The sequence below is a fragment of the Fundidesulfovibrio sp. genome, from assembly GCF_058402725.1.
In genome coordinates, this window is sequence record NZ_JBZVFJ010000080.1 from 1 (window position 1) to 18,210 (window position 18,210).

General features: G+C 67.2%; 18 protein-coding genes. 8 read left to right on the forward strand and 10 right to left on the reverse strand.

Features of this window, described 5'->3' with window-relative positions; genetic code table 11:
* From lysA to ACV4UX_RS11565, 5 genes are all read right to left on the reverse strand, one after another.
* Positions 1-1,126 (reverse strand): diaminopimelate decarboxylase (lysA, locus tag ACV4UX_RS11545; RefSeq protein ID WP_491593431.1); only part of this gene is annotated, 1,126 nt, incomplete at its 3' end.
* A gap of 11 nt (positions 1,127-1,137) precedes the next feature.
* Positions 1,138-3,819 (reverse strand): DNA mismatch repair protein MutS, encoded by a 2,682-nt coding sequence (mutS, locus tag ACV4UX_RS11550; protein WP_491593432.1) that lies wholly within the window; start codon positions 3,817-3,819, stop codon positions 1,138-1,140.
* 153 nt (positions 3,820-3,972) lie between these two features.
* Entirely contained in the window at positions 3,973-4,350 is a 378-nt protein-coding gene (locus tag ACV4UX_RS11555) for a LapA family protein (protein ID WP_491593433.1), read from the reverse strand.
* A 14-nt stretch (positions 4,351-4,364) separates the two neighbouring features.
* Positions 4,365-4,865, reverse strand: coding sequence for an HIT family protein (locus tag ACV4UX_RS11560; RefSeq protein WP_491593434.1), 501 nt, complete (start codon positions 4,863-4,865; stop codon positions 4,365-4,367).
* Positions 4,865-5,320 carry a TIGR00725 family protein gene (locus ACV4UX_RS11565; RefSeq protein WP_491593435.1) on the reverse strand — a complete coding sequence of 152 codons (456 nt, stop codon included), beginning with the start codon at positions 5,318-5,320 and terminating at the stop codon, positions 4,865-4,867. The genes ACV4UX_RS11560 and ACV4UX_RS11565 overlap by 1 nt, the downstream gene beginning before the upstream one ends.
* Positions 5,321-5,462: 142 nt before the next feature.
* On the opposite strand from ACV4UX_RS11565, the gene uvrC reads away from it, so the two are divergent.
* From uvrC to ACV4UX_RS11580, 3 genes are all read left to right on the forward strand, one after another.
* Positions 5,463-7,310: an excinuclease ABC subunit UvrC gene (gene uvrC, locus ACV4UX_RS11570; RefSeq protein ID WP_491593436.1), complete on the forward strand. Its 1,848-nt coding sequence runs from the start codon at positions 5,463-5,465 to the stop codon at positions 7,308-7,310.
* Positions 7,311-7,429: 119 nt separating this feature from the next.
* Positions 7,430-8,116, forward strand: a complete 687-nt coding sequence (locus ACV4UX_RS11575; RefSeq protein WP_491593437.1) for a class I SAM-dependent methyltransferase — start codon at positions 7,430-7,432, stop codon at positions 8,114-8,116.
* A gap of 70 nt (positions 8,117-8,186) precedes the next feature.
* A complete protein-coding gene (locus tag ACV4UX_RS11580; RefSeq protein ID WP_491593438.1) occupies positions 8,187-8,594 on the forward strand; it encodes a hypothetical protein in 408 nt (135 codons plus the stop codon).
* Positions 8,595-8,811: 217 nt separating this feature from the next.
* Here the strand turns inward: ACV4UX_RS11580 and ACV4UX_RS11585 are convergent, their stop codons facing one another.
* On the reverse strand, positions 8,812-9,540 hold the full coding sequence (locus ACV4UX_RS11585; protein WP_491593439.1) for a metal-dependent hydrolase: 729 nt from the start codon (positions 9,538-9,540) through the stop codon (positions 8,812-8,814).
* Positions 9,541-9,781: 241 nt separating this feature from the next.
* Here ACV4UX_RS11585 and clpS point away from each other — a divergent pair, with 241 nt between their 5' ends.
* Entirely contained in the window at positions 9,782-10,096 is a 315-nt protein-coding gene (gene clpS / locus ACV4UX_RS11590; RefSeq protein WP_491593440.1) for an ATP-dependent Clp protease adapter ClpS, read from the forward strand.
* The gene (gene clpA, locus ACV4UX_RS11595; protein ID WP_491593441.1) at positions 10,097-12,355 is read left to right on the forward strand and encodes an ATP-dependent Clp protease ATP-binding subunit ClpA; all 2,259 of its coding nucleotides are present in this window, start codon (positions 10,097-10,099) and stop codon (positions 12,353-12,355) included.
* Positions 12,356-12,399: 44 nt separating this feature from the next.
* On the opposite strand, the gene ACV4UX_RS11600 is transcribed toward clpA, so the two are convergent.
* From ACV4UX_RS11600 to ACV4UX_RS11615, 4 genes are read right to left on the reverse strand one after another with little or no spacing between them, the layout of a single operon-like run.
* Entirely contained in the window at positions 12,400-12,684 is a 285-nt protein-coding gene (locus tag ACV4UX_RS11600; RefSeq protein ID WP_491593442.1) for a helix-turn-helix domain-containing protein, read from the reverse strand.
* A 29-nt stretch (positions 12,685-12,713) separates the two neighbouring features.
* Positions 12,714-13,067, reverse strand: coding sequence for a type II toxin-antitoxin system RelE/ParE family toxin (locus tag ACV4UX_RS11605; RefSeq protein WP_491593443.1), 354 nt, complete (start codon positions 13,065-13,067; stop codon positions 12,714-12,716).
* Positions 13,068-13,111: 44 nt separating this feature from the next.
* Complete coding sequence (locus tag ACV4UX_RS11610) at positions 13,112-13,693, reverse strand: LOG family protein (RefSeq protein WP_491593444.1); 582 nt, start codon at positions 13,691-13,693, stop codon at positions 13,112-13,114.
* The gene (locus ACV4UX_RS11615) at positions 13,690-14,181 is read right to left on the reverse strand and encodes a hypothetical protein (protein ID WP_491593445.1); all 492 of its coding nucleotides are present in this window, start codon (positions 14,179-14,181) and stop codon (positions 13,690-13,692) included. Before ACV4UX_RS11615 ends, ACV4UX_RS11610 begins: the two co-directional genes overlap by 4 nt.
* Positions 14,182-14,253: 72 nt before the next feature.
* Here ACV4UX_RS11615 and uvrB point away from each other — a divergent pair, with 72 nt between their 5' ends.
* The 3 genes from uvrB to ACV4UX_RS11630 form a co-directional block, all read left to right on the forward strand.
* Positions 14,254-16,296, forward strand: coding sequence for an excinuclease ABC subunit UvrB (gene uvrB, locus ACV4UX_RS11620; RefSeq protein ID WP_491593446.1), 2,043 nt, complete (start codon positions 14,254-14,256; stop codon positions 16,294-16,296).
* On the forward strand, positions 16,293-17,387 hold the full coding sequence (locus tag ACV4UX_RS11625; RefSeq protein WP_491593447.1) for a potassium channel family protein: 1,095 nt from the start codon (positions 16,293-16,295) through the stop codon (positions 17,385-17,387). The genes uvrB and ACV4UX_RS11625 overlap by 4 nt, the downstream gene beginning before the upstream one ends.
* Positions 17,388-17,549: 162 nt before the next feature.
* On the forward strand, positions 17,550-18,210 hold a 661-nt coding region (locus ACV4UX_RS11630), incomplete at its 3' end, for a DUF3431 domain-containing protein (protein WP_491593448.1).

Here is an 18,210-nt window from a genome sequence, read left to right on the forward strand (position 1 = left end):
AACTCATGCTCATGCCATAAGCGCCAGCGGAGAGGATCGCCAACGTATCGCCCTGCTGCAGCGCGAGGGTGCGATCATGGCCGAGAAAATCGCCGCTTTCGCACACCGGGCCGACGATTTCGTAGACCTGTGCGTCTCCGGCACGGACACGCACAGCCTGGATGTCGTGGTAAGCGTCGTACAGGGCCGGACGCATCAGGTCATTCATGGCAGCATCGACGATGGCGAAATTCTTGGTCTCGCCATGCTTGAGGTATTCGACCGTGGTCAGCAAGGCGCCGGCGTTGCCCACCAGCGCACGGCCCGGTTCCATCACCAGCTTGAACTTGCGCCCCGCCAGCTTCTGCAGGATCGCGGCCGCATAGGCGGCGAAATCCGGTGGGGTTTCATCGGTGTAGCGAATGCCGATGCCACCGCCGATATCCAGATGACGCATGGGAATGCCGGCGGTTTCCAGTTGGTCCACCAGCACTAGCACACGATCCAGCGCATCGAAGAAAGGCGACAGTTCCGTCAACTGTGAGCCGATGTGGCAGTCGATGCCCACGGGCTCGATGCCGGGCAGGGTCATGGCCCGGGAGTAGGCGGCCAGGGACTGCTCGATGTCCAGGCCGAACTTGTTCTTCTTCATGCCCGTGGAAATGTACGGGTGGGTCTTGGGGTCCACGTCGGGGTTGATGCGCAGGCTGATGCGGGCGGTCTTGCCCATGTCCGAGGCCACGGAGGAGAGGCGTTCCAGCTCGCCCATGGACTCCACGTTGAACATGAGGATGTCGGCTTCCAGGGCCTGGCGGATCTCGGCCTCGCGCTTGCCCACGCCCGAGTAGACGATGCGCGAGGCGGGGACGCCCGCCGTGAGCGCCCGGTGCAGCTCGCCGCCGGAGACGATGTCCATGCCCGCGCCGCACTGGCCCAGGAGCTTGAGCAGGCCCAGGTTGGAGTTGGCCTTCACCGAGTAGCAGGTGATGTGGGGCAGGCCCGCGAAGGCCGAGTCGAAGGCCTCGAAGTGGCGGCGCAGGGTGGCCGCCGAATAGACGTAGAGCGGCGTTCCGAAGCGCCGGACCAGCTCGGCGGCCGGAACGCCCTCGGCGTGGAGCTGGCCGTCGACGTATTCGAAGAAATGCATGCGCTGTCTCCTTAGGAGGTCTTTGGGGTGTCTGCGCCCCACCGCCGTCTCCATTCGCCCAGGAGGTTCAGGGCGTCCAGGGGGGTGAGGGAGTCCAGTTTGAGGTTCAGAAGCTCTTCCACCAGGGGATGCTCCGGCCTGGGGGCCTCCGCACGCGGAGCGCCAAGGCCCGGCAGCACGCTCTGGCAGGCGGCCTGCTCGGGCTGCGGGGCGCGCGCGTCGCGCGCCTTCTTTTCCAGCCCGGCCAGAAGTTCCTTGGCCCGCGCCACCACCCTGGCGGGCACGCCCGCCAGCCGGGCCACCTCGATGCCGTAGCTGCGGTCCGAGGGACCGGGCACCAGGCGGCGCAGGAAGATGATGTCGCCTCTCCATTCCTTGACCGCAATGTTCACGTTTCGCAAGCCCGGAAGCTTGCCTTCCAGCTGTGTCAGCTCGTGATAGTGGGTGGCGAAGAGGGTGCGGATGCCGCCGGGCTCGCGGGAATCGGGCTTGCGGCCCCGGCCGCAGAGTTCTTCCACCACGGCCCAGGCCAGGGCCAGGCCGTCGAAGGTGGAGGTGCCCCGGCCGATCTCGTCCAGGATGACCAGGCTGCGGCGCGTGGCCTGGCGCAGGATGCGCGCGGTCTCCATCATCTCCACCATGAAGGTGGACTGTCCCTGGGCCAGGTTGTCAGAGGCCCCCACGCGGGAGAAGATGCGGTCCGTGAGCCCGATGGAGGCCTTGGCCGCAGGCACGTAGGAGCCGATCTGGGCCATGATGGCCATGATGGCCGTCTGGCGCAGCACCGTGGACTTGCCCGCCATGTTGGGGCCGGTGATGAGCAGGAGGCGCGACTCCCCGGCCAGGGTGAGGTCCGAGGGGATGTAGTTGGCCGAGCCCTGCACGGCCTCCACCGCCGGGTGGCGTCCTGCCTGCACCACGATGTCCATGCCCTGGTGCAGGGCGGGGCGGGTCCACTCGTTGGCGCGTGCGGCGTCCGCCAGGCCCTGCCAGCAGTCCAGCACGGCCAGGGCGTGGCCCATGCGCTTGAAGCGCGCCCCGGCGCGGCAGACCTCCTCGCGCAGCTCGTGGAAGAGGGCGAGTTCCAGCTCCTTGCGGCGGTCGCTGGCCGAGAGGAGCTTGTCCTCCAGGTCCTTGAGGTCCGGGGTGAGGTAGCGCTCGGCGTTGGCCAGGGTCTGGCGGCGTTCGAAGTGGGGCGGGGCCTGTCCGGCGGCGCGCGAGAGCTCGAAATAGTAGCCGAAGACGCGGTTGTAGCCGAGTTTGAGCTTGGGCAGCGCGTGTTCGGCCTGTTCGCGCTCCAGAAGCTCCTTGAGGCGGGCCTCGCCGTGCTCGGTGAGTTCCATCAGCTCGTCCAGGCGCGGGTCGTAGCCCTGGCGGAAGAGACCGCCCTCGGTGATGGCCGGGGGCGGGTTGTCGGCCAGGGCGCGTTCCAGGAGTTGGCGCACGTCGTCCAGGGGGTCCCAGGCGTCCAGCTGGGCGCCCAGGGCCTTGGGGCGCTCCTGGAGGAAACGCGCGTCCTCCGGGCCATCCTCTGCGAAGGGGGCCAGCACGCGGGGCAGGGCGGCCAGCGTGTGGCGCAGGGCGAGGTAGTCCCTTGGCGCGGCGCGGCCCAGGAGGATGCGCGTGGTCAGGCGCTCCAGGTCGTACACGTGGTCCAGGGCGCGGCGCAGGGCCTCGCGGGGGGCGTCTTCCTTGAAGAAGAAGCGCACGGCCTCCTGGTTGGCGGTGATGGTCTCCAAATCCACCCAGGGTTTGCGCAGGCGGTTTTCCAGAAGCCTGCCGCCCATGGGGGTGACGGTGCGGTCCAGCACGTTCCACAGGGTTCCAGGCCCCTTGCGGCCGTCGAGCCTGCGGAAGATTTCGAGGTTGCGCTCGGTCACCTCGTCCAGGAGCATGTGCTTGGAGAGGTTCAGGGGGCGGAAGGAGGCAATGTGGGCGGGCGTCTGCTTCTGGGTGCGCTCCAGGTAGGCCAGGATGGCCCCCATGGCGCGCACGAGCTGGGGCTTGTCCGCCACGTCGAGCACTTCGAGCCCGCCCACGCGCAAGGTCTTGACGATGCGCTCCGTGGCCGTGGCCAGGTGGAAATGGGGCTTGAGCGGCAGGTTGGCGATCTGGATGCCCAGTTCCGGCAGATGCCTGGGCGGGGTCTTCATGTCGGGCAGGAGCAGCTCGCGCGGTTGGAGCTTTTCCACCCACTGCCAGAGCTGGGCCTCGTCGCGGGCGTGCAGGCCCTCCCATTCGCCGGTGGAGAATTCGAGCCAGGCCAGGCCTCCTGCGCGCTCGTCGGCGTCCCAGAAGAGGGCGGCCAGGAAGCTGCTCTCCTTGGCCTGGAGGCTCGCGTCGTCCAGCACGGTGCCGGGCGTGAGCACCTTGGTGACCTCGCGCTTGACGAGCCCCTTGGCGAAGCGCGGGTCTTCCACCTGATCGCACACGGCCACCTTGTAGCCCTTTTCCGTGAGCTGGCTGGCGTAGGCGGCGAAGGCGTGGTGGGGCACGCCGCACATGGGCACGGGGGAGTCCGAGTTCTTGTCGCGCGAGGTGAGCGCGATCTGGAGCTCCCGGGCGGCCACCTCGGCGTCCTCGAAGAAGAGTTCGTAGAAGTCTCCCATGCGGTACATGAGCAGGCAGTCAGGGTACTCGCCCTTGAAGGACAGGTACTGTTCGAGCATGGGGGTGAGCCGGGGGGTGCTCATGGCGTGGTGTGTTTTACGATTTTGTTAATTGAAGGGTTGAGGCCGCCCAAGTCTTCTATCCTTGGCAATTTCGTCGCGTCAACCCGGAAAAGGCGCGAAAGCGGCCGGACGCTGGAAGCGCCCGGCCGCTTGAATCCGTGGGAGCCGGCGGCGCTAGGCCTTGCTTTCGGTCTTGGCCTCGGCTTCGGGGGCCGGGGTCACGACCGGGGCGGGAGCCGGGGAGGCGAGGCTCTGCTTGGCCTTCAGGGAATCCAGCTCGCCCTGGAGGCTCTTGGCCTTGGACTGGGCGGAGCTGCACAGCGATCCGACGCGGATGCGGTCGATCACGAAGAAGATGGTGCTGAACAGCGCGCCCAGCACGAAGAAAATGAGCACCACGAGGTAGAAGGGCAGCGGCTGCGCCTGCCAGTTCAGGGTGAACAGGCTGAACTTCAGTTCCAGCGCCGTGGCCAGCTGGGCCTGGTTCTGGATGAAGAACACCATGAAGAACAGGAAGAACACCACCAGCAGCACGAACTTGATGAAACGCATAGCCTCCTCCCTCGTCAGATGTTGCGAAATGGACCGGCGTTCGCGAAACGCGGCCTGATCCTGTCGTAGGTGTCGAGCAGAAGCTCGGGGATCACGTGGGTCTGGCCGAACACGGCCATGAAGGAATTGTCGCCGTTCCAGCGCGGCACGATCTGGAAATGCAGGTGCGCCGCGATGCCCGCCCCGGCGGCCTCGCCCAGGTTGAGGCCGGCGTTGATGCCGTGGGGCCGGAAGGCCTCCTTGAGGATGGCCACCGTGGCCGTGAGGGCCGCCATGCATTCGGAGGATTCCTCCGGCGTGAGTTCCGTGGGGCAGCTCACATGGCGGTAGGGGCAGATCATGATGTGCCCCGAGTTGTAGGGGAACTTGTTCATGATGGCGTAGCACGTGTCGGCCCGGCCCAGAATGAGGCGCTCGCGGTCCTCCCCGGCGTGCTCCGGCACGCAGAAGACGCAGGTATCGGGCTTGGGGCCGAGGATGTAGTCCATCCGCCAGGGCGCCCAGAGCACATCCATCAGCGGCCCACCAGGGAAAGCACGATGGCCATGGCCTCGTCGGCGTCGCGCGCCGCGCGCACGCCGTCCACGCCGGACCAGCGCCCGACGGCCACCACGGGAATCCCGGATTTCATGGCCAGGCCGATCTCGGAGAGCGTGCCCGCCCCGCCCTCCACGGCCACTGCGGCAGCGCCGTTCTTCACCACCAGGAAGTTGCGCATATGCCCCAGACCCGTGACCACGGGAACGTCCACGAACTCGTTGGCCTGGGCGAAATCGAGCCCGGGAAGCAGCCCGATGGTGAAGCCCCCGGCCTCCTTGGCGCCCCTGCACGCGGCGCGCTGCACGCCCATGCGCCCGCCGCAGAGCAGGTCGAACCCGTTCTGGGCGATGAGCGTGCCGAGGCGATGGGCCACGGCCTCGACATCCGGGCCGCATTCGCCCGCACCGATGACGGAAATGCGCTTTTTCATTCTTGATTTCGTTCGAAAGAGTCCAATTCCCGTACACGGAAGATGGCCCGAGGGCAAGCGGCAGGAAGGATTCCGGCCAAGGCCCGCGCACGAAAAATCTTCGGGGCTTGAAGCCTGCCGCTCTTGCGGGCACAATCGCCTCATGTTCGAGTTCGCCCCCAGGGACTTCCCGCAGGACCCGGGCGTTTATCTGATGAAGAACGCCCAGGGCAAGGTGCTCTACGTGGGCAAGGCCGTGAACCTTCGCTCGCGGCTCTCCTCCTATTTCCGCGCCGACGTGCCCCATCCGCGCACCCGGGCCATGGTGGCCCGCGTGGCCGGGGTGGACGTGCTCGTCACGGCCACGGAGAAGGAGGCCCTGCTCCTGGAGGCCAGCCTCATCAAGAAGCACCGGCCCCGCTACAACGTGGTGCTGCGCGACGACAAGAGCCACATCCTCTTCAAGCTCGACAAGACCCAGGAGTTCCCCAAGATCGCCTTCACCCGTCGCGTGGTGCGAGACGGCTCGGCCTATTTCGGCCCCTTCACCTCCGCCGGGGCCGCCCGCCGCACCTGGAAGGAACTGGGCAAGCTCTTCCCCCTGCGCAAATGCCGCGACGCCAGCTTCAAGAACCGCGTGCGCCCCTGCCTCTACCACCACATCGGCCAATGCCTGGCCCCCTGCGCGGGCAACATCACGCCCCAGGAGTACGCCGCGCTCGTGCGCCGGGTTGAGGCCTTCCTCTCGGGACGCTCGGCCGAGGTGATCAAGCGCGTGGAGCGCGAGATGCTCGAAGCCTCCGAGGCCCTAGAGTTCGAGCGCGCCGCCGACCTGCGCGACCTGGCCGCCGCCATGCGCGCCACCGTCGAGGGCCAGGCCGCCGTCTTGCCCAACCACGCCGACCTGGACGCCGTGGACGTGTTCACCGCGCCCTCGGGCCTGGGCCTGTGCGTGCTTTTCGTGCGCCAGGGCAGGCTTCTGGACCGCGCCAGCTTCCACTGGACCGACGTGGACGAAGCCGCGCTTCCCGACATCCTGCCGAGCTTCCTGGCCCAGTACTACCGCCCCGAGAGCTTCGTGCCGGGCCGGGTGCTCCTGTCGCGCCGCGCCCTGGAAGCCCTGGGCGAAGCGGGCCGGATATTGGCGGCCGAGGTGCTCACGGAGCGCCGGGAGGCGCGCTGCGTGCTGGACGGAGCGCGGAACGAAGCCGAGGAGCGCCTGCTGGAGATCGCCTCGGCCAACGCCTCGCGCGCCCTGAGCGAGGCCCGCGTGCAGGACGGGGAGGGCGAGGGCGTTCCCGCGCTCCTGGGCCGCAGGCTGGGACTCGGCCGCGAGGCCCGGCGCATCGAGACCGTGGACGCCTCCCACCTGGGCGGCAAGGGCATGCGCGTGGGCATGGTGGTCTTCGAGGAAGGGCGCTTCGCCAAGGACGACTACCGGCTCTTCGCCTTTCCGGAGCTGGAGGGCACGGGGGACGACTACGCCGCGCTCTCCTCCTGGGTGGCCCGGCGCATCGGGCTTGGCGAGCCCTGGCCGGACCTTGTGCTGGTGGACGGCGGCAGGGGGCAGCTGGCGGCCGTGGAGCGGGCCATGGCCCAGGCCGGGTTGCCGCGCCTGTGGGAGCTGGCCTCCATCGCCAAGTCCGGCCGCGCCAAGAACGCCCAGGAGGACCAGATCTTCCGGCCCGGGCGCAAAAACCCCCTGGGCCTGCGTCCCGGTTCAAGGGAACTGCTCTTCCTGCAGAAGCTGCGCGACGAGGCCCACCGCTACGTCATCGGCCGGCAGCGCCAGGCCCGCAAGAAGGCGGGGCTGCACAGCGAGGTGCTGGGTCTTCCGGGCGTGGGACCCAAGACGGCGAAACTCCTCTGGGACCGCTTCGGGGACCTGGATCGCCTCCTGGCCGCCACAGAACAGGACCTCCTCGGCCTGGACGGCTTCGGCCCGGCCAAGGCGCGCAGCGTGGGCGAGGCCCTGGAGGCGCTGCGCAAGGCCCGTTCCCGCACCGCCTGAGCCCCTGCGTCCCCTCCGGGAGAAAGAGCCGCCCCACAAGGCGGCGCTTGCGCGCCGCGTTTGCATTTCCCGGAAAAAGTCTGTATCGGCGCTGGGTCACGCCACGCCAAGGAGTCCCCATGCCCCGCTTTGAGCGGTTGCGTCAGCTCGTGTCCGGCATCGGCCGGGAACACGTCTACCGCACCATCTACGACGAACGCTACGCCCCCCTCATCCCTGGCGTCGAAGACCTGGACTTCGAGGGCCTCGAGGCCTTCCGCAAGGTGGATTTCAGGGGCAAGCACGTGGTGGACCTGGGGTGCAACTTCGGCTTCTTCGCTTTCGAGGCCTCCCGCAGGGGCGCGGCGAGCGTGCTGGCAGTGGATCGCGAGGAGAAGGTGCTCCAGGGCGCATGCCTGTTGCGCGACGCGTTCGGCGAAAACTCCGTGAACTTCCTCTCCTGCGACATCGAAAGCCCGGGCAACTGCCTGGAGGGCCGCACCTTCGACATGGCCCTGCTCGTGGAGTTCATGGGCAAGACTTTCGTGCGCGCAGGGTTGGTGGAGCGGACGCTCGCCTTCTACGAGCGTCTCTCCGACAAGGAGTTGGTGCTCTCGGTGCAGAAGTCCTACTACGTCCGCAAGGAGCTGGGCTCCGACATGGAGACCATGCGCCGCTTCTACCCCGAGGCCTACCTGCATGGCGGCGCGATGCACCTTCTCGAATACGTCCGGGACTTTTTCAAGGACCGCTGGAACATCCAGATGCTCTCGGACCTCGCCCCCGGCTACGAGAAGCCCCGCAAATTCATGCGGCTGTATCGCTGATCCAGGCCGGTCCTTCCTCTTTCTCCAGCCCTATGGCATGAGGGAGCATCCGCGACTTCCGGAGGCTCCCATGAAAGCCCTCATCGTCCTTCTCCTGCTTTTCCTCGGCGCATCCGGCCTTCATGCCCAGACCACCGAACGCCGCTACGACGCCCAGGGGCGCTACCAGGGCCAGGTCCGGCGCGACCAGCAGGGCGGCTCCCGGGCCTACGACAGCCACGGCTCCTACCGTGGCCGCACCGAGACCAACGCCTCCGGGGAGACGCGCAGCTACGACGCCCACGGCAGCTACCAGGGGCGGCAATCCCCGGACGGACGCCTCTACGACAGCCACGGCAGCTACAAGGGAAGGGTGGAGACGGACTCCTCGGGCAACCAGCGCCTCTACGACAGCCACGGCAGCTATCAGGGACGCATCGACAAGGAAGGACGCCGCTACGACGCCCAGGGGCGCTACCAGGGGCGCACCTCGCCGTAGGCCGGTCCAACACTGCGGACTCGCCTCGCCCCGGAGGCTGCTCCGGACAGGACAGCCGTGGCCTCGTGGCTTGTGCCCCCAACGGCGGCGAGAGCCCGGGAGGGCAGGGCGGGGGAATGCCTCACGAGCCGGGAAGTCGCTCCCCGCACTCCGCAGGGATCGGGGCGCAGTCCCGGCGAGCGCTCCGTGGGTCAGCGCGCGAAGGCTTGCGTGCGTATCAATCGCAGCCGCAGTCCTCGTTGAAGGGGTTCTTCTGAAGGGTGATGGTCTGCCCGGGCTGGCAGCGCACCATCATGGTCTCCACGCCCAGGTCCTCAAGGGCCAGTCCGAAGGCCCGGGTGTTCTTCTCGAGCACCGGGAAGGTTCCCCAGTGCATGGGCAGCACCTGATGGCAGCGCAGCAGCTTGCAGGCCACGGCCGCCTGGCGTGCGTCCATGGTGAACACTCCGCCCACGGGCAGCAGGGCCATGTCGATGTGGAAGAGCTTCCCGTAAAGCTCCATGGTGGCGAAGATGGCCGTGTCGCCCGCGTGGTAGAGCGTGAAGCCGTCGGCAAGGGTGAGGATGTAGCCCACCGGCAACCCCGATTCGCTGGAGTGCACGGCCTGCACCATGGTGGCCTTCACTCCGCCCAGGGCGATGGAGCCCCCCACGTTGATGCCGATGCCGTTCACCACCTGATCGCGCGGCAGCCCCTGACCCACCAGTTTGGAACACGTCTCCACTATGGCCAGGAGCTTGGCCCCGGTGGCCTGGCAGATGGCCACGGCCTGGCCCACGTGGTCGCCGTGGTCGTGGGTCACGAGCACGTAGTCGGCCTGGGCCACGTCCTTGGAGGCCAGCGCCGCGTTGGGGTTGCCGTCGTAGAAGGGGTCGATGAGGATGGTCTGGCCCCCGGTCTTCAGGGTGAAGTTGGAATGGCCGTTCCAGGTGAGTTCGTGCTGCATGGCTCTTCTCCGCGATCCCGTTGCTTGCGGCGCGCCCAGGGCCCCCCGGCCGGAACCGCGCCTGTGTCTCCCATGGATACATCTCACGGGGCTTGCGCGTCCAGTGGGCTTTTGCGCGCCTTGCCTGGAGGAACCTTTTTCAGTACAGGCGCAGGTGCGGGCTCGTGCTGTCCACGGCTCGACAAGCCCGCATCAGGTCTTATCTCACTCACCGCCAAGGGCGCGCCCCCGGAGCGCAGACATGACAGACCCCCTGAACCAGGACGAAACCCTCTCGGGAACCGGCGTCGAAGACGAGATCCGGGAACCCCGCAAATACAAGGTGCTCCTGCACAACGACGACTACACCACCATGGAGTTTGTCGTGCGGGTGCTGGTGAGCGTCTTTCACAAGTCCGAGGCCGAGGCCACACGGATCATGCTGGCCGTGCACCAGAACGGCAAGGGCGTGTGCGGCGTGTTCACGGCCGAGGTGGCCGAAACGAAAGTCGTCATGGTGCGCCAGCTGGCCAGGGAGGGGGGCTTCCCCCTCAAGTGCACCATGGAAGAGGAATAAATGCTGGGCAAGAGACTCGAACGCGTCCTCACCAACGCGGTGAAGGAAGTCAAGCGGCGCAACCACGAGTACCTGACGCTCGAACACCTCCTGCACGCCATCGTCCAGGAGGAGAGCGGCAAGAACATCCTCGTGAGCTGCGGGGCCAACGTGGTGCGCCTGCGCCACCAGCTGGAGCGCTTTTTCGCCGAACACATGGAAACGCTGCCCCAGGCCCAGGCCCCGGAAGTGGTCCAGACCCTGGGCGTGCAGCGCGTGCTCCAGCGCGCCATCATGCAGATCCAGTCCGCCGGGCGCGACAAGGTGGAGGTGGGCGACGTGCTGGCCGCCCTCTTCGAGGAGGACGACTCCTACGCCGTCTACTTCCTCAAGGCCCAGGGCGTCACGCGCCTGGACATCCTGGAGTGCATCTCCCACGGCCAGGGAGCGGAAGAGGGCAGGGAGGCCGCAGGCGACGCCCGCCAGGGCGAGGCGGCCAAACAGTCCGCCCTGGAGCAGTACACCGTGGACCTGGTGGCCAAGGCCCGCGACAACGCCATCGACCCCCTCATCGGGCGCTCCGAGGAGCTCACCCGGACCATCCAGGTGCTGGCCCGGCGGCGCAAGAACAACCCCCTCTACGTGGGCGACCCCGGCGTGGGCAAGACGGCCCTGGCCGAGGGCCTGGCCCTGCGCATCGTCCAGGGGGACGTGCCCGAAAGCTTCCGCCAGACCGAGGTCTTCGCCCTGGACATGGGCGCGCTCCTGGCGGGAACCAAATACCGGGGCGACTTCGAGGCCCGCATGAAGGCCGTGCTGGGCGAGCTCAAGGCCAAGCCCGGGGCCATCCTCTTCGTGGACGAGATCCACACCATCGTGGGCGCGGGGGCCACCAGCGGCGGCACCATGGACGCCTCCAACATCCTCAAGCCCGTGCTGGCCTCCGGGCAGCTGCGCTGCATCGGCTCCACCACCTACGAGGAATACCGCAACCACTTCGAAAAGGACCGCGCCCTCTCCCGGCGCTTCCAGAAGATCGACGTGCGCGAACCCACCCAGGACGAGGCCGTGGAGATCCTCAAGGGCCTCAAGGGCCACTACGAGGCGCACCACGGCGTGCAGTACACCGCCGCCGCCCTGCGCAGCGCCGTGGAACTCTCGGCGCGCCACGTCACCGACCGCTACCTGCCCGACAAGGCCATCGACGTGATCGACGAGGCCGGGGCAGTGTTCCGCCTCTCCCCCAAGCCGGGCAAGAACGCCATCGGCGTGCACGAGATCGAGAAGGTGGTCTCGGGCATGGCCCGCGTGCCCGTGCAACGCGTTTCGGCCTCGGACAGGGGCCGCCTGGCCGCCGTGGAGGAGGAGCTCAAGCGCCTGGTCTTCGGCCAGGAAGAGGCCATCGACGTGCTCTCCAAGGCCATCAAGCGCTCCCGGGCCGGGCTCTCCCCGGCGGGAAAGCCCACGGGCAACTTCCTGCTCACCGGCCCCACGGGTGTGGGCAAGACCGAACTGGCCAAACGCCTGGCGGAGGTGCTGGGCATCCACTTCATGCGCTTCGACATGAGCGAGTACATGGAGAAGCACGCCGTGGCCCGGCTCATCGGCGCGCCCCCGGGCTACGTGGGCTTCGACCAGGGCGGCCTGCTCACCGACGGCATCCGCAAGCACCCGCACTGCGTGCTGCTGCTCGACGAGATCGAAAAGGCCCACCCGGACATGTTCAACATCCTGCTCCAGGTGATGGACTACGCCACGCTCACCGACAACAACGGACGCAAGGCCGACTTCAGCCACGTGATCCTGCTCATGACCTCCAACGCCGGGGCGCGGGAGATGGCCGCCAAGACCATCGGCTTCGGCACCCAGGTGGAGGACGCCTCCTGGCACGGCCAGAAGGCCCTGGAGAAGCTCTTCTCGCCGGAGTTCCGCAACCGCCTGGACGCGGTGCTCTCCTTCAACCCGCTCTCGAGCGCGGTGATGGAGCGCATCGTGCGCAAGTACCTGGCGGAGTTGAACGCCCAGCTCAAGGAGCGCAAGGCCTCGGCGGAACTGAGCGAGGCGGCCGTGGCCTGGCTGGCCAAACGCGGCTTCGACCCGGCCTTCGGCGCCAGGCCCCTGGCCCGTCTGGTGCAGGAGAAGCTCAAGGACCCCCTGGCCGACGAGATGCTCTTCGGCGCGCTCCAGAAGGGCGGCACGGCCCGGGTGGACGTGGGCGAGGCCACGGACGGCGGCGAGACGGAGCTGACGTTCGCCTTCGCTTCCGCCAAGGGGAAGTAGCACGCTCGTCGCCGACCTGACCGGGGACTGTGGATCGGCCGTGGTCAGGCCTGCGGTTGCATGGCGTCCTTCAGGGCCTGGCGGACCTCCTCCGGCTTCTGGGAGATGACAAGCAGGTAGGCCTTTGCCGGTCCCTCGGGGGTACGCCTGCGCTGTTCCCAGTGCCGCAGGGTATCCAGGGAGAAGCCGAACTCCGTGGCGAAGAGCTTCTGCGTCATTCCAAGGCGCTTGCGGATGCTCCGCACGTCGACGGGTACGCAGTGGATACGATATCCTTCCGCTTCCGGATCGACAACGTCGCCCGAGGCGTAGTGGAGCGCCTCGCGCATGCTTTGAATGATTCGATCGCCCACGGTGGTCATGCTTTATTCCCTCGGTACTGTTCCACGAGCGTTCGGGCCAGTTTCGCGAGCAGGTTCCTCTGTTCCCCGGAGATGTTCTCCCGGACGTTCTTGGGATAGATCAACAACGCGAAAACGGGCATGTTCTCATCGTGATGGTAATAGATCACTCTGAAACCGCCGCTCTTCCCCTGATTCGCCCGTGCCCAGCGCAGTTTGCGGATGCCGCCGGTCCCCTGGATCAGGATGCCGGATTTAGGGTTTTCGGCAAGATACGTCAACAAATCCAGTCGTTCGTCCTGCTCGAGCAGGGAATCCACCGCGTTCTTGAAGGTCGGCGTCTCCACGACGGTGCGGGGCGGCGTCGGCATGGTCAAAGATAGTGCGCTGGACGACTTTGGTCAAGCCACGGCCGTCAGCTCTTCTCCAGCCCGTACCACTTGCCGAGCACGGCGGGGCGGTGCGCCTCCATGAGGTCCAGCAGGTCCCCGGGGTCGTCGGAGAAGAGCAGGTTGTTGCGGTGGGGCGATTTCAGGAACCCCTCGTCCACCATGTGGTTCAGAAATCCCGCCAGCTTGTCGTAGTAGCCGAGGATGTTCAGGAAACCCACCGGTTTGGCGTGCAGGGCCAGCTGCCCCCAGGTGGCCACCTCGAAGATCTCCTCCAGCGTTCCGAGCCCCCCCGGCATGGCCACGAAGCCGTCGGAGAGTTCGGCCATGAGCGCCTTGCGCTCGTGCATGGATTCCACCTCGTGCATCTCCGTAAGCCCCTCGAAGGCCAGCTCCCTGGCCTTGAGGAAGCCCGGCAGCACGCCGATCACGCGGCCTCCGGCCTCGGCCGCAGCCTTGGCCAGCACGCCCATGAGCCCGTTCCTGGCTCCGCCGTACACCAGTCCCACGCCCCGGGCCGCCAGGAGCCGTCCCAGCTCCCCGGCGGCCTCGGCGTAGCCGGGCTTCGTCCCGGGGTTGGAGCCCAGGAACACGCAGAGGTTCTTCATGACCCTTCCTCCACCTCCACGATGGGCGCGTGCTGGCTCAGGTCGAAGAAGCCGCGCACGGGGAAGGGCAGGGAGTAGTTGGGGATGCGGTCGAAGAGCACGAAGCCCATGTCCTTGCCTTCCTCCAGGTCGCAGAGGGCGGGGATGCCCAGGGGCACGGGGAAGTCGATGGGGTAGGCGCGGATGGCGGCCAGCTTGCCGGCGTAGCGCTCCTCGAAGTAGGCGGCCACCAGGTCGCGCTCGTCGGGGGTGAAGGATTCCATCACGAGTTTGCGGCCCGAGCCCATGTCGGCGTCCATGTCCGGGTGCATGGGGTCGCCCAGGATTTCGTTCCATTCGAAGGAGTCCTCTTCCAGGCAGTCCCATTCGGGCCGGAAGAGGTGGACTTCCACGTCCTTGCGCCCCTTGAAGCTTTTGATCACGATGGACATGGACCAGGCGCGGTCCACGGGGAGCTTTTCGCTGGCCGGGACGAACTCTCTCTGCATGGTGGCTTCTCCGCTTGTTTTATGGCCCTGGAGGCCGTAGAATCGTCGTGTTGGTTGCCGAGGGGGAAGGATTTGAAAAAACTGGGCAAAAGTCAATCAGCATTCCGGCTCTCCAGCCCGTTCTCGCCGCAGGGCGACCAGCCCCAGGCCATCGCCGGGCTGGTGGACAACCTGAACGCGGGCGTGCCGGGCCAGGTGCTCCTGGGCGCCACGGGCACGGGCAAGACCTTCACCATGGCCCAGGTGGTGGCCGCCACGGGCCGCCCGGCCCTGGTGATCGCGCCCAACAAGACCCTGGCCGCGCAGCTCTTCAACGAGTTCCGGGGGCTCTTCCCGGAGAACGCCGTGGAATACTTCGTCAGCTACTACGACTACTACCAGCCTGAAGCCTACCTGCCCCGCACGGACACCTACATCGAAAAGGACTCGTCCATCAACGAGGATATCGACAAGCTCCGGCACGCGGCCACCCACGCGCTGCTCACCCGGCGCGACGTGCTCATCGTGGCCTCGGTGAGCTGCATCTACGGCCTGGGCTCGCCCGAGTACTACGCCAAGATGGTGCTCCCCCTGGAGGAGGGCCAGCGCATCGCCATGGAGGAAGTCATCTCCCGGCTGGTGGAGGTGCAGTACGAGCGCAACGACATGGACTTCCACCGCGGCGTCTTCCGCGTGCGCGGCGACGTGCTGGAGATCATCCCCGCCTATTCCCGGGAGCGCGCCCTGCGCCTGGAGTTCTTCGGCGACGAGCTGGAAGCCATGCTGGAGACCGACCCCCTCACAGGAGAAGTGCTCTCGCGGCTCAAGAAGACCGTCATCTTCCCCAACTCCCACTACGTCTCGGACCGCGACAACCTCACGCGCGCCATGCACGACATCCGCGAGGAGCTGCGCGAACGCCTGACGCAGTACCAGCGCGAGAACAGGCTCGTGGAGGCCCAGCGCCTGGAGCAGCGCACCCTCTACGACCTGGAAATGATCGAGGAAGTGGGCTACTGCAACGGCATCGAGAACTATTCCCGACACCTGGACGGCCGCAAGGCGGGGGAGCCCCCGGCCACCCTCCTGGACTACTTCCCCGACGACTTCATCCTCTTCGTGGACGAATCGCACATCACGGTGCCCCAGATCGGGGGCATGTACAACGGCGACCTCTCGCGCAAGTCCACCCTGGTGGACTACGGCTTCCGCCTGCCCTCGGCCCTGGACAACAGGCCCCTGAACTTCCAGGAGTTCCTGGGGCGCATCGGCCAGGCGGTGTACGTGTCGGCCACGCCCGGCCCCTGGGAGATGGAGCGCGCCCAGGGCCTTGTGGTGGAGCAGATCATCCGCCCCACAGGGCTTCTGGACCCCGTGGCCGAGGTGCGCCCCGTGAAGGGCCAGGTGGACGACCTGCTCTCGGAGTGCAAGAAACGCGTGGCCCTGGGCGAGCGCGTGCTTGTGACCACCCTCACCAAGCGCATGGCCGAAGAACTCACGGACTACTTGAACAATTTCGGCGTGACCACACGCTACCTGCACTCGGACATCGACACCCTGGAGCGCGTGGCCATCATCCAGGCCCTGCGCGCCGGGGAGTTCTCGGTGCTGGTGGGCATCAACCTGCTGCGCGAAGGCCTGGACATCCCCGAGGTCTCCCTGGTGGCTGTGCTGGACGCCGACAAGGAGGGCTTCCTGCGCTCCACGCGCTCGCTCATCCAGACCTTCGGGCGCGCCGCGCGCAACGTCTCGGGCCGGGTGATCCTCTACGCAGACCAGGTGACGCGCTCCATGAAGGACGCCCTGGACGAGACGGCCCGACGACGCGCCCGCCAGGAGGAGCACAACGCCCGCCACGGCATCGTTCCCCGCACCATCCACAAAGAGATGGACAACGTGCTGGAGGGCATCTACGCCCAGTCCCGGCCCGCCAAGGAGCCAAAGGGCCGCTCCCTGAGCTTCGTGGACGGACTCATGGAACAGGCCCAGGACGCCCAGACCGTGGAAAAGCTCCTCAAACGCCTGGAGAAGGACATGCGCGCCGCCGCAAAGGACCTGGCCTTCGAGCGCGCCGCAGAACTGCGCGACGCCATCACCACCCTGCGCGCCCGGCAGGATGGGGGGGACGCCCAGTGAAAACGCCGCGCAAGATCGAGCCCGGCGTGCGCGGCATGCGCCGGGGCAGGGTGTTGCGCCGCGTGAACCGCTTCACGCTCATGCGGCGCAGGCTGGGCGTGCTCTGGCCCGTGATCGCGGGTCTCACGGCCGTGGCCGTCATCTTCATGGGCGGCACGCTGGCCTACATGTTCGTGGAGGAGTGGGATCTCTTCGACAGCGTGTACATGGTGATCATCTCGCTCACCACCGTGGGCTACGGCGAGGTGCACCCCCTCACCCGGGCTGGCAGGGCGGTCACCGCCGTGCTGCTGCTCTCAGGCGTGGGCACCTTCTTCTACCTGGCGGGAGCCATCGTGCAGCTCATGATCGAGGGGCACATCCAAAACATCTTCGGGAGGCGCTGGATGCGGCACGCCATCGAGAACATGCGGGGGCACACCATCGTCTGCGGCTACGGCCGCATCGGCTCCGTGGTGGCCCGCGAGATCGCCAACGAGGGCCAGGACGTGGTGGTGGTGGAGCGCTCCCACGCCCTCGTGGAGGAACTGGAAGGCAAGGACATCCCCTTCGTTGCCGGAGACGCCACCAAGGACGACATCCTTCTGGCCGCCGGGCTGAAAAACGCCAAGGCGCTGGTCTCGGCCCTTTCCGAAGAGGCGGCCAACGTCTATGTGACGCTCACGGCCCGTCAGCTCAACCCCGAGATCGTCATCGTGGCCCGCTCCGATTCGCCGGACCACTCCCAGCGCCTCCAGCGCGCCGGGGCCAACCAGGTGCTCTTCCCGCACCTCTACGGCGGCGTGCGCATGGCCCACTCGGTGCTGCGCCCCTCGGTGCTGGGCTTCATGGACCTGGCCATGCGCGGCGACAACGAAGACCTCCAGATGGAACAACTCACCATCGCCCAGGGCTCGAGCCTCGCGGGCAAGGACCTCATCGCCTCCCAGCTGCGCCAGCGCTGGAACGTCATCGTCATCGGCATCCAGAAGCCCGACGGCAAGCTCCTGTTCAACCCCCAGCCCCAGTCCGTGCTCCAGGCCGGGGACACCCTCATCCTGGTGGGCGGCAAGAAGCTCCTGGCCGACCTCCAGCGCGAGGCCACCAGCTAGTGCCGAGCCCACGAGGTAAGAGGTTGTTGTTTTCCGCCGCAAGAAGCCCCAGGAGTGTTTTTTGTCCTCGAACACCCTGTTCGAGTCTTGCCAGGGCGCGCCCCTAGCAGGCCGCCGTCCGGCCTGATCGCCTTGGCGCGGGCCGGTGCAGCAGGTGCATCCATGGAACGCAATCTCACAACGCCGGATGGCCGCGAAAACGGGCCTGCCCCGCAGGCGACCGATCCTCCCTCCGTGGAACTGGTGATCGCGCGCTACCGCGAGGATGTCTCCTGGCTGGCGGGCATGGGCCTGCCCGCCACGGTCTACGACAAGTCCGGCGACCCGCCGCCCCCGGAGACGTTCGGAGCGGCCTGGAAGCCCCTGCCCAACGTGGGGCGCGAGAGCCATACGTACCTGACGCACATCCTGGCGCGCTACCCGGACTTTACGGACTTCACGGCCTTCCTCCAGGGAGACCCCTTCAAGCACCTGAGCGCGGACGGCGAAGCGGACGCGGCGGCCCTCAAGGCGGCCATCGAGCGCAACGTCCGCCTGGGATCGGCCTTCACCGGCCTGGCCTGGTTCAAGCTCCGGTGCGACAGCCTGGGCAGGCCCCACGCCATGGATTCCCCCGAGGCCCGGGAGCGCTGGAAGGGCCGCTCCCGGGACATCCCCGTGGGCCAGGTCTACGGGGAACTCTTCGCGGGCGATGCGCCCGAGACGTTTCTAGCAACGGCTCCGGCAGGATTGCTTTTCGTCAGTAAAGAGCGCATCTTGTCGCGCACGATATGTTTCTATGAACACTGCTTGAAACTCATCCTGGACGACCCGGACGACTCCC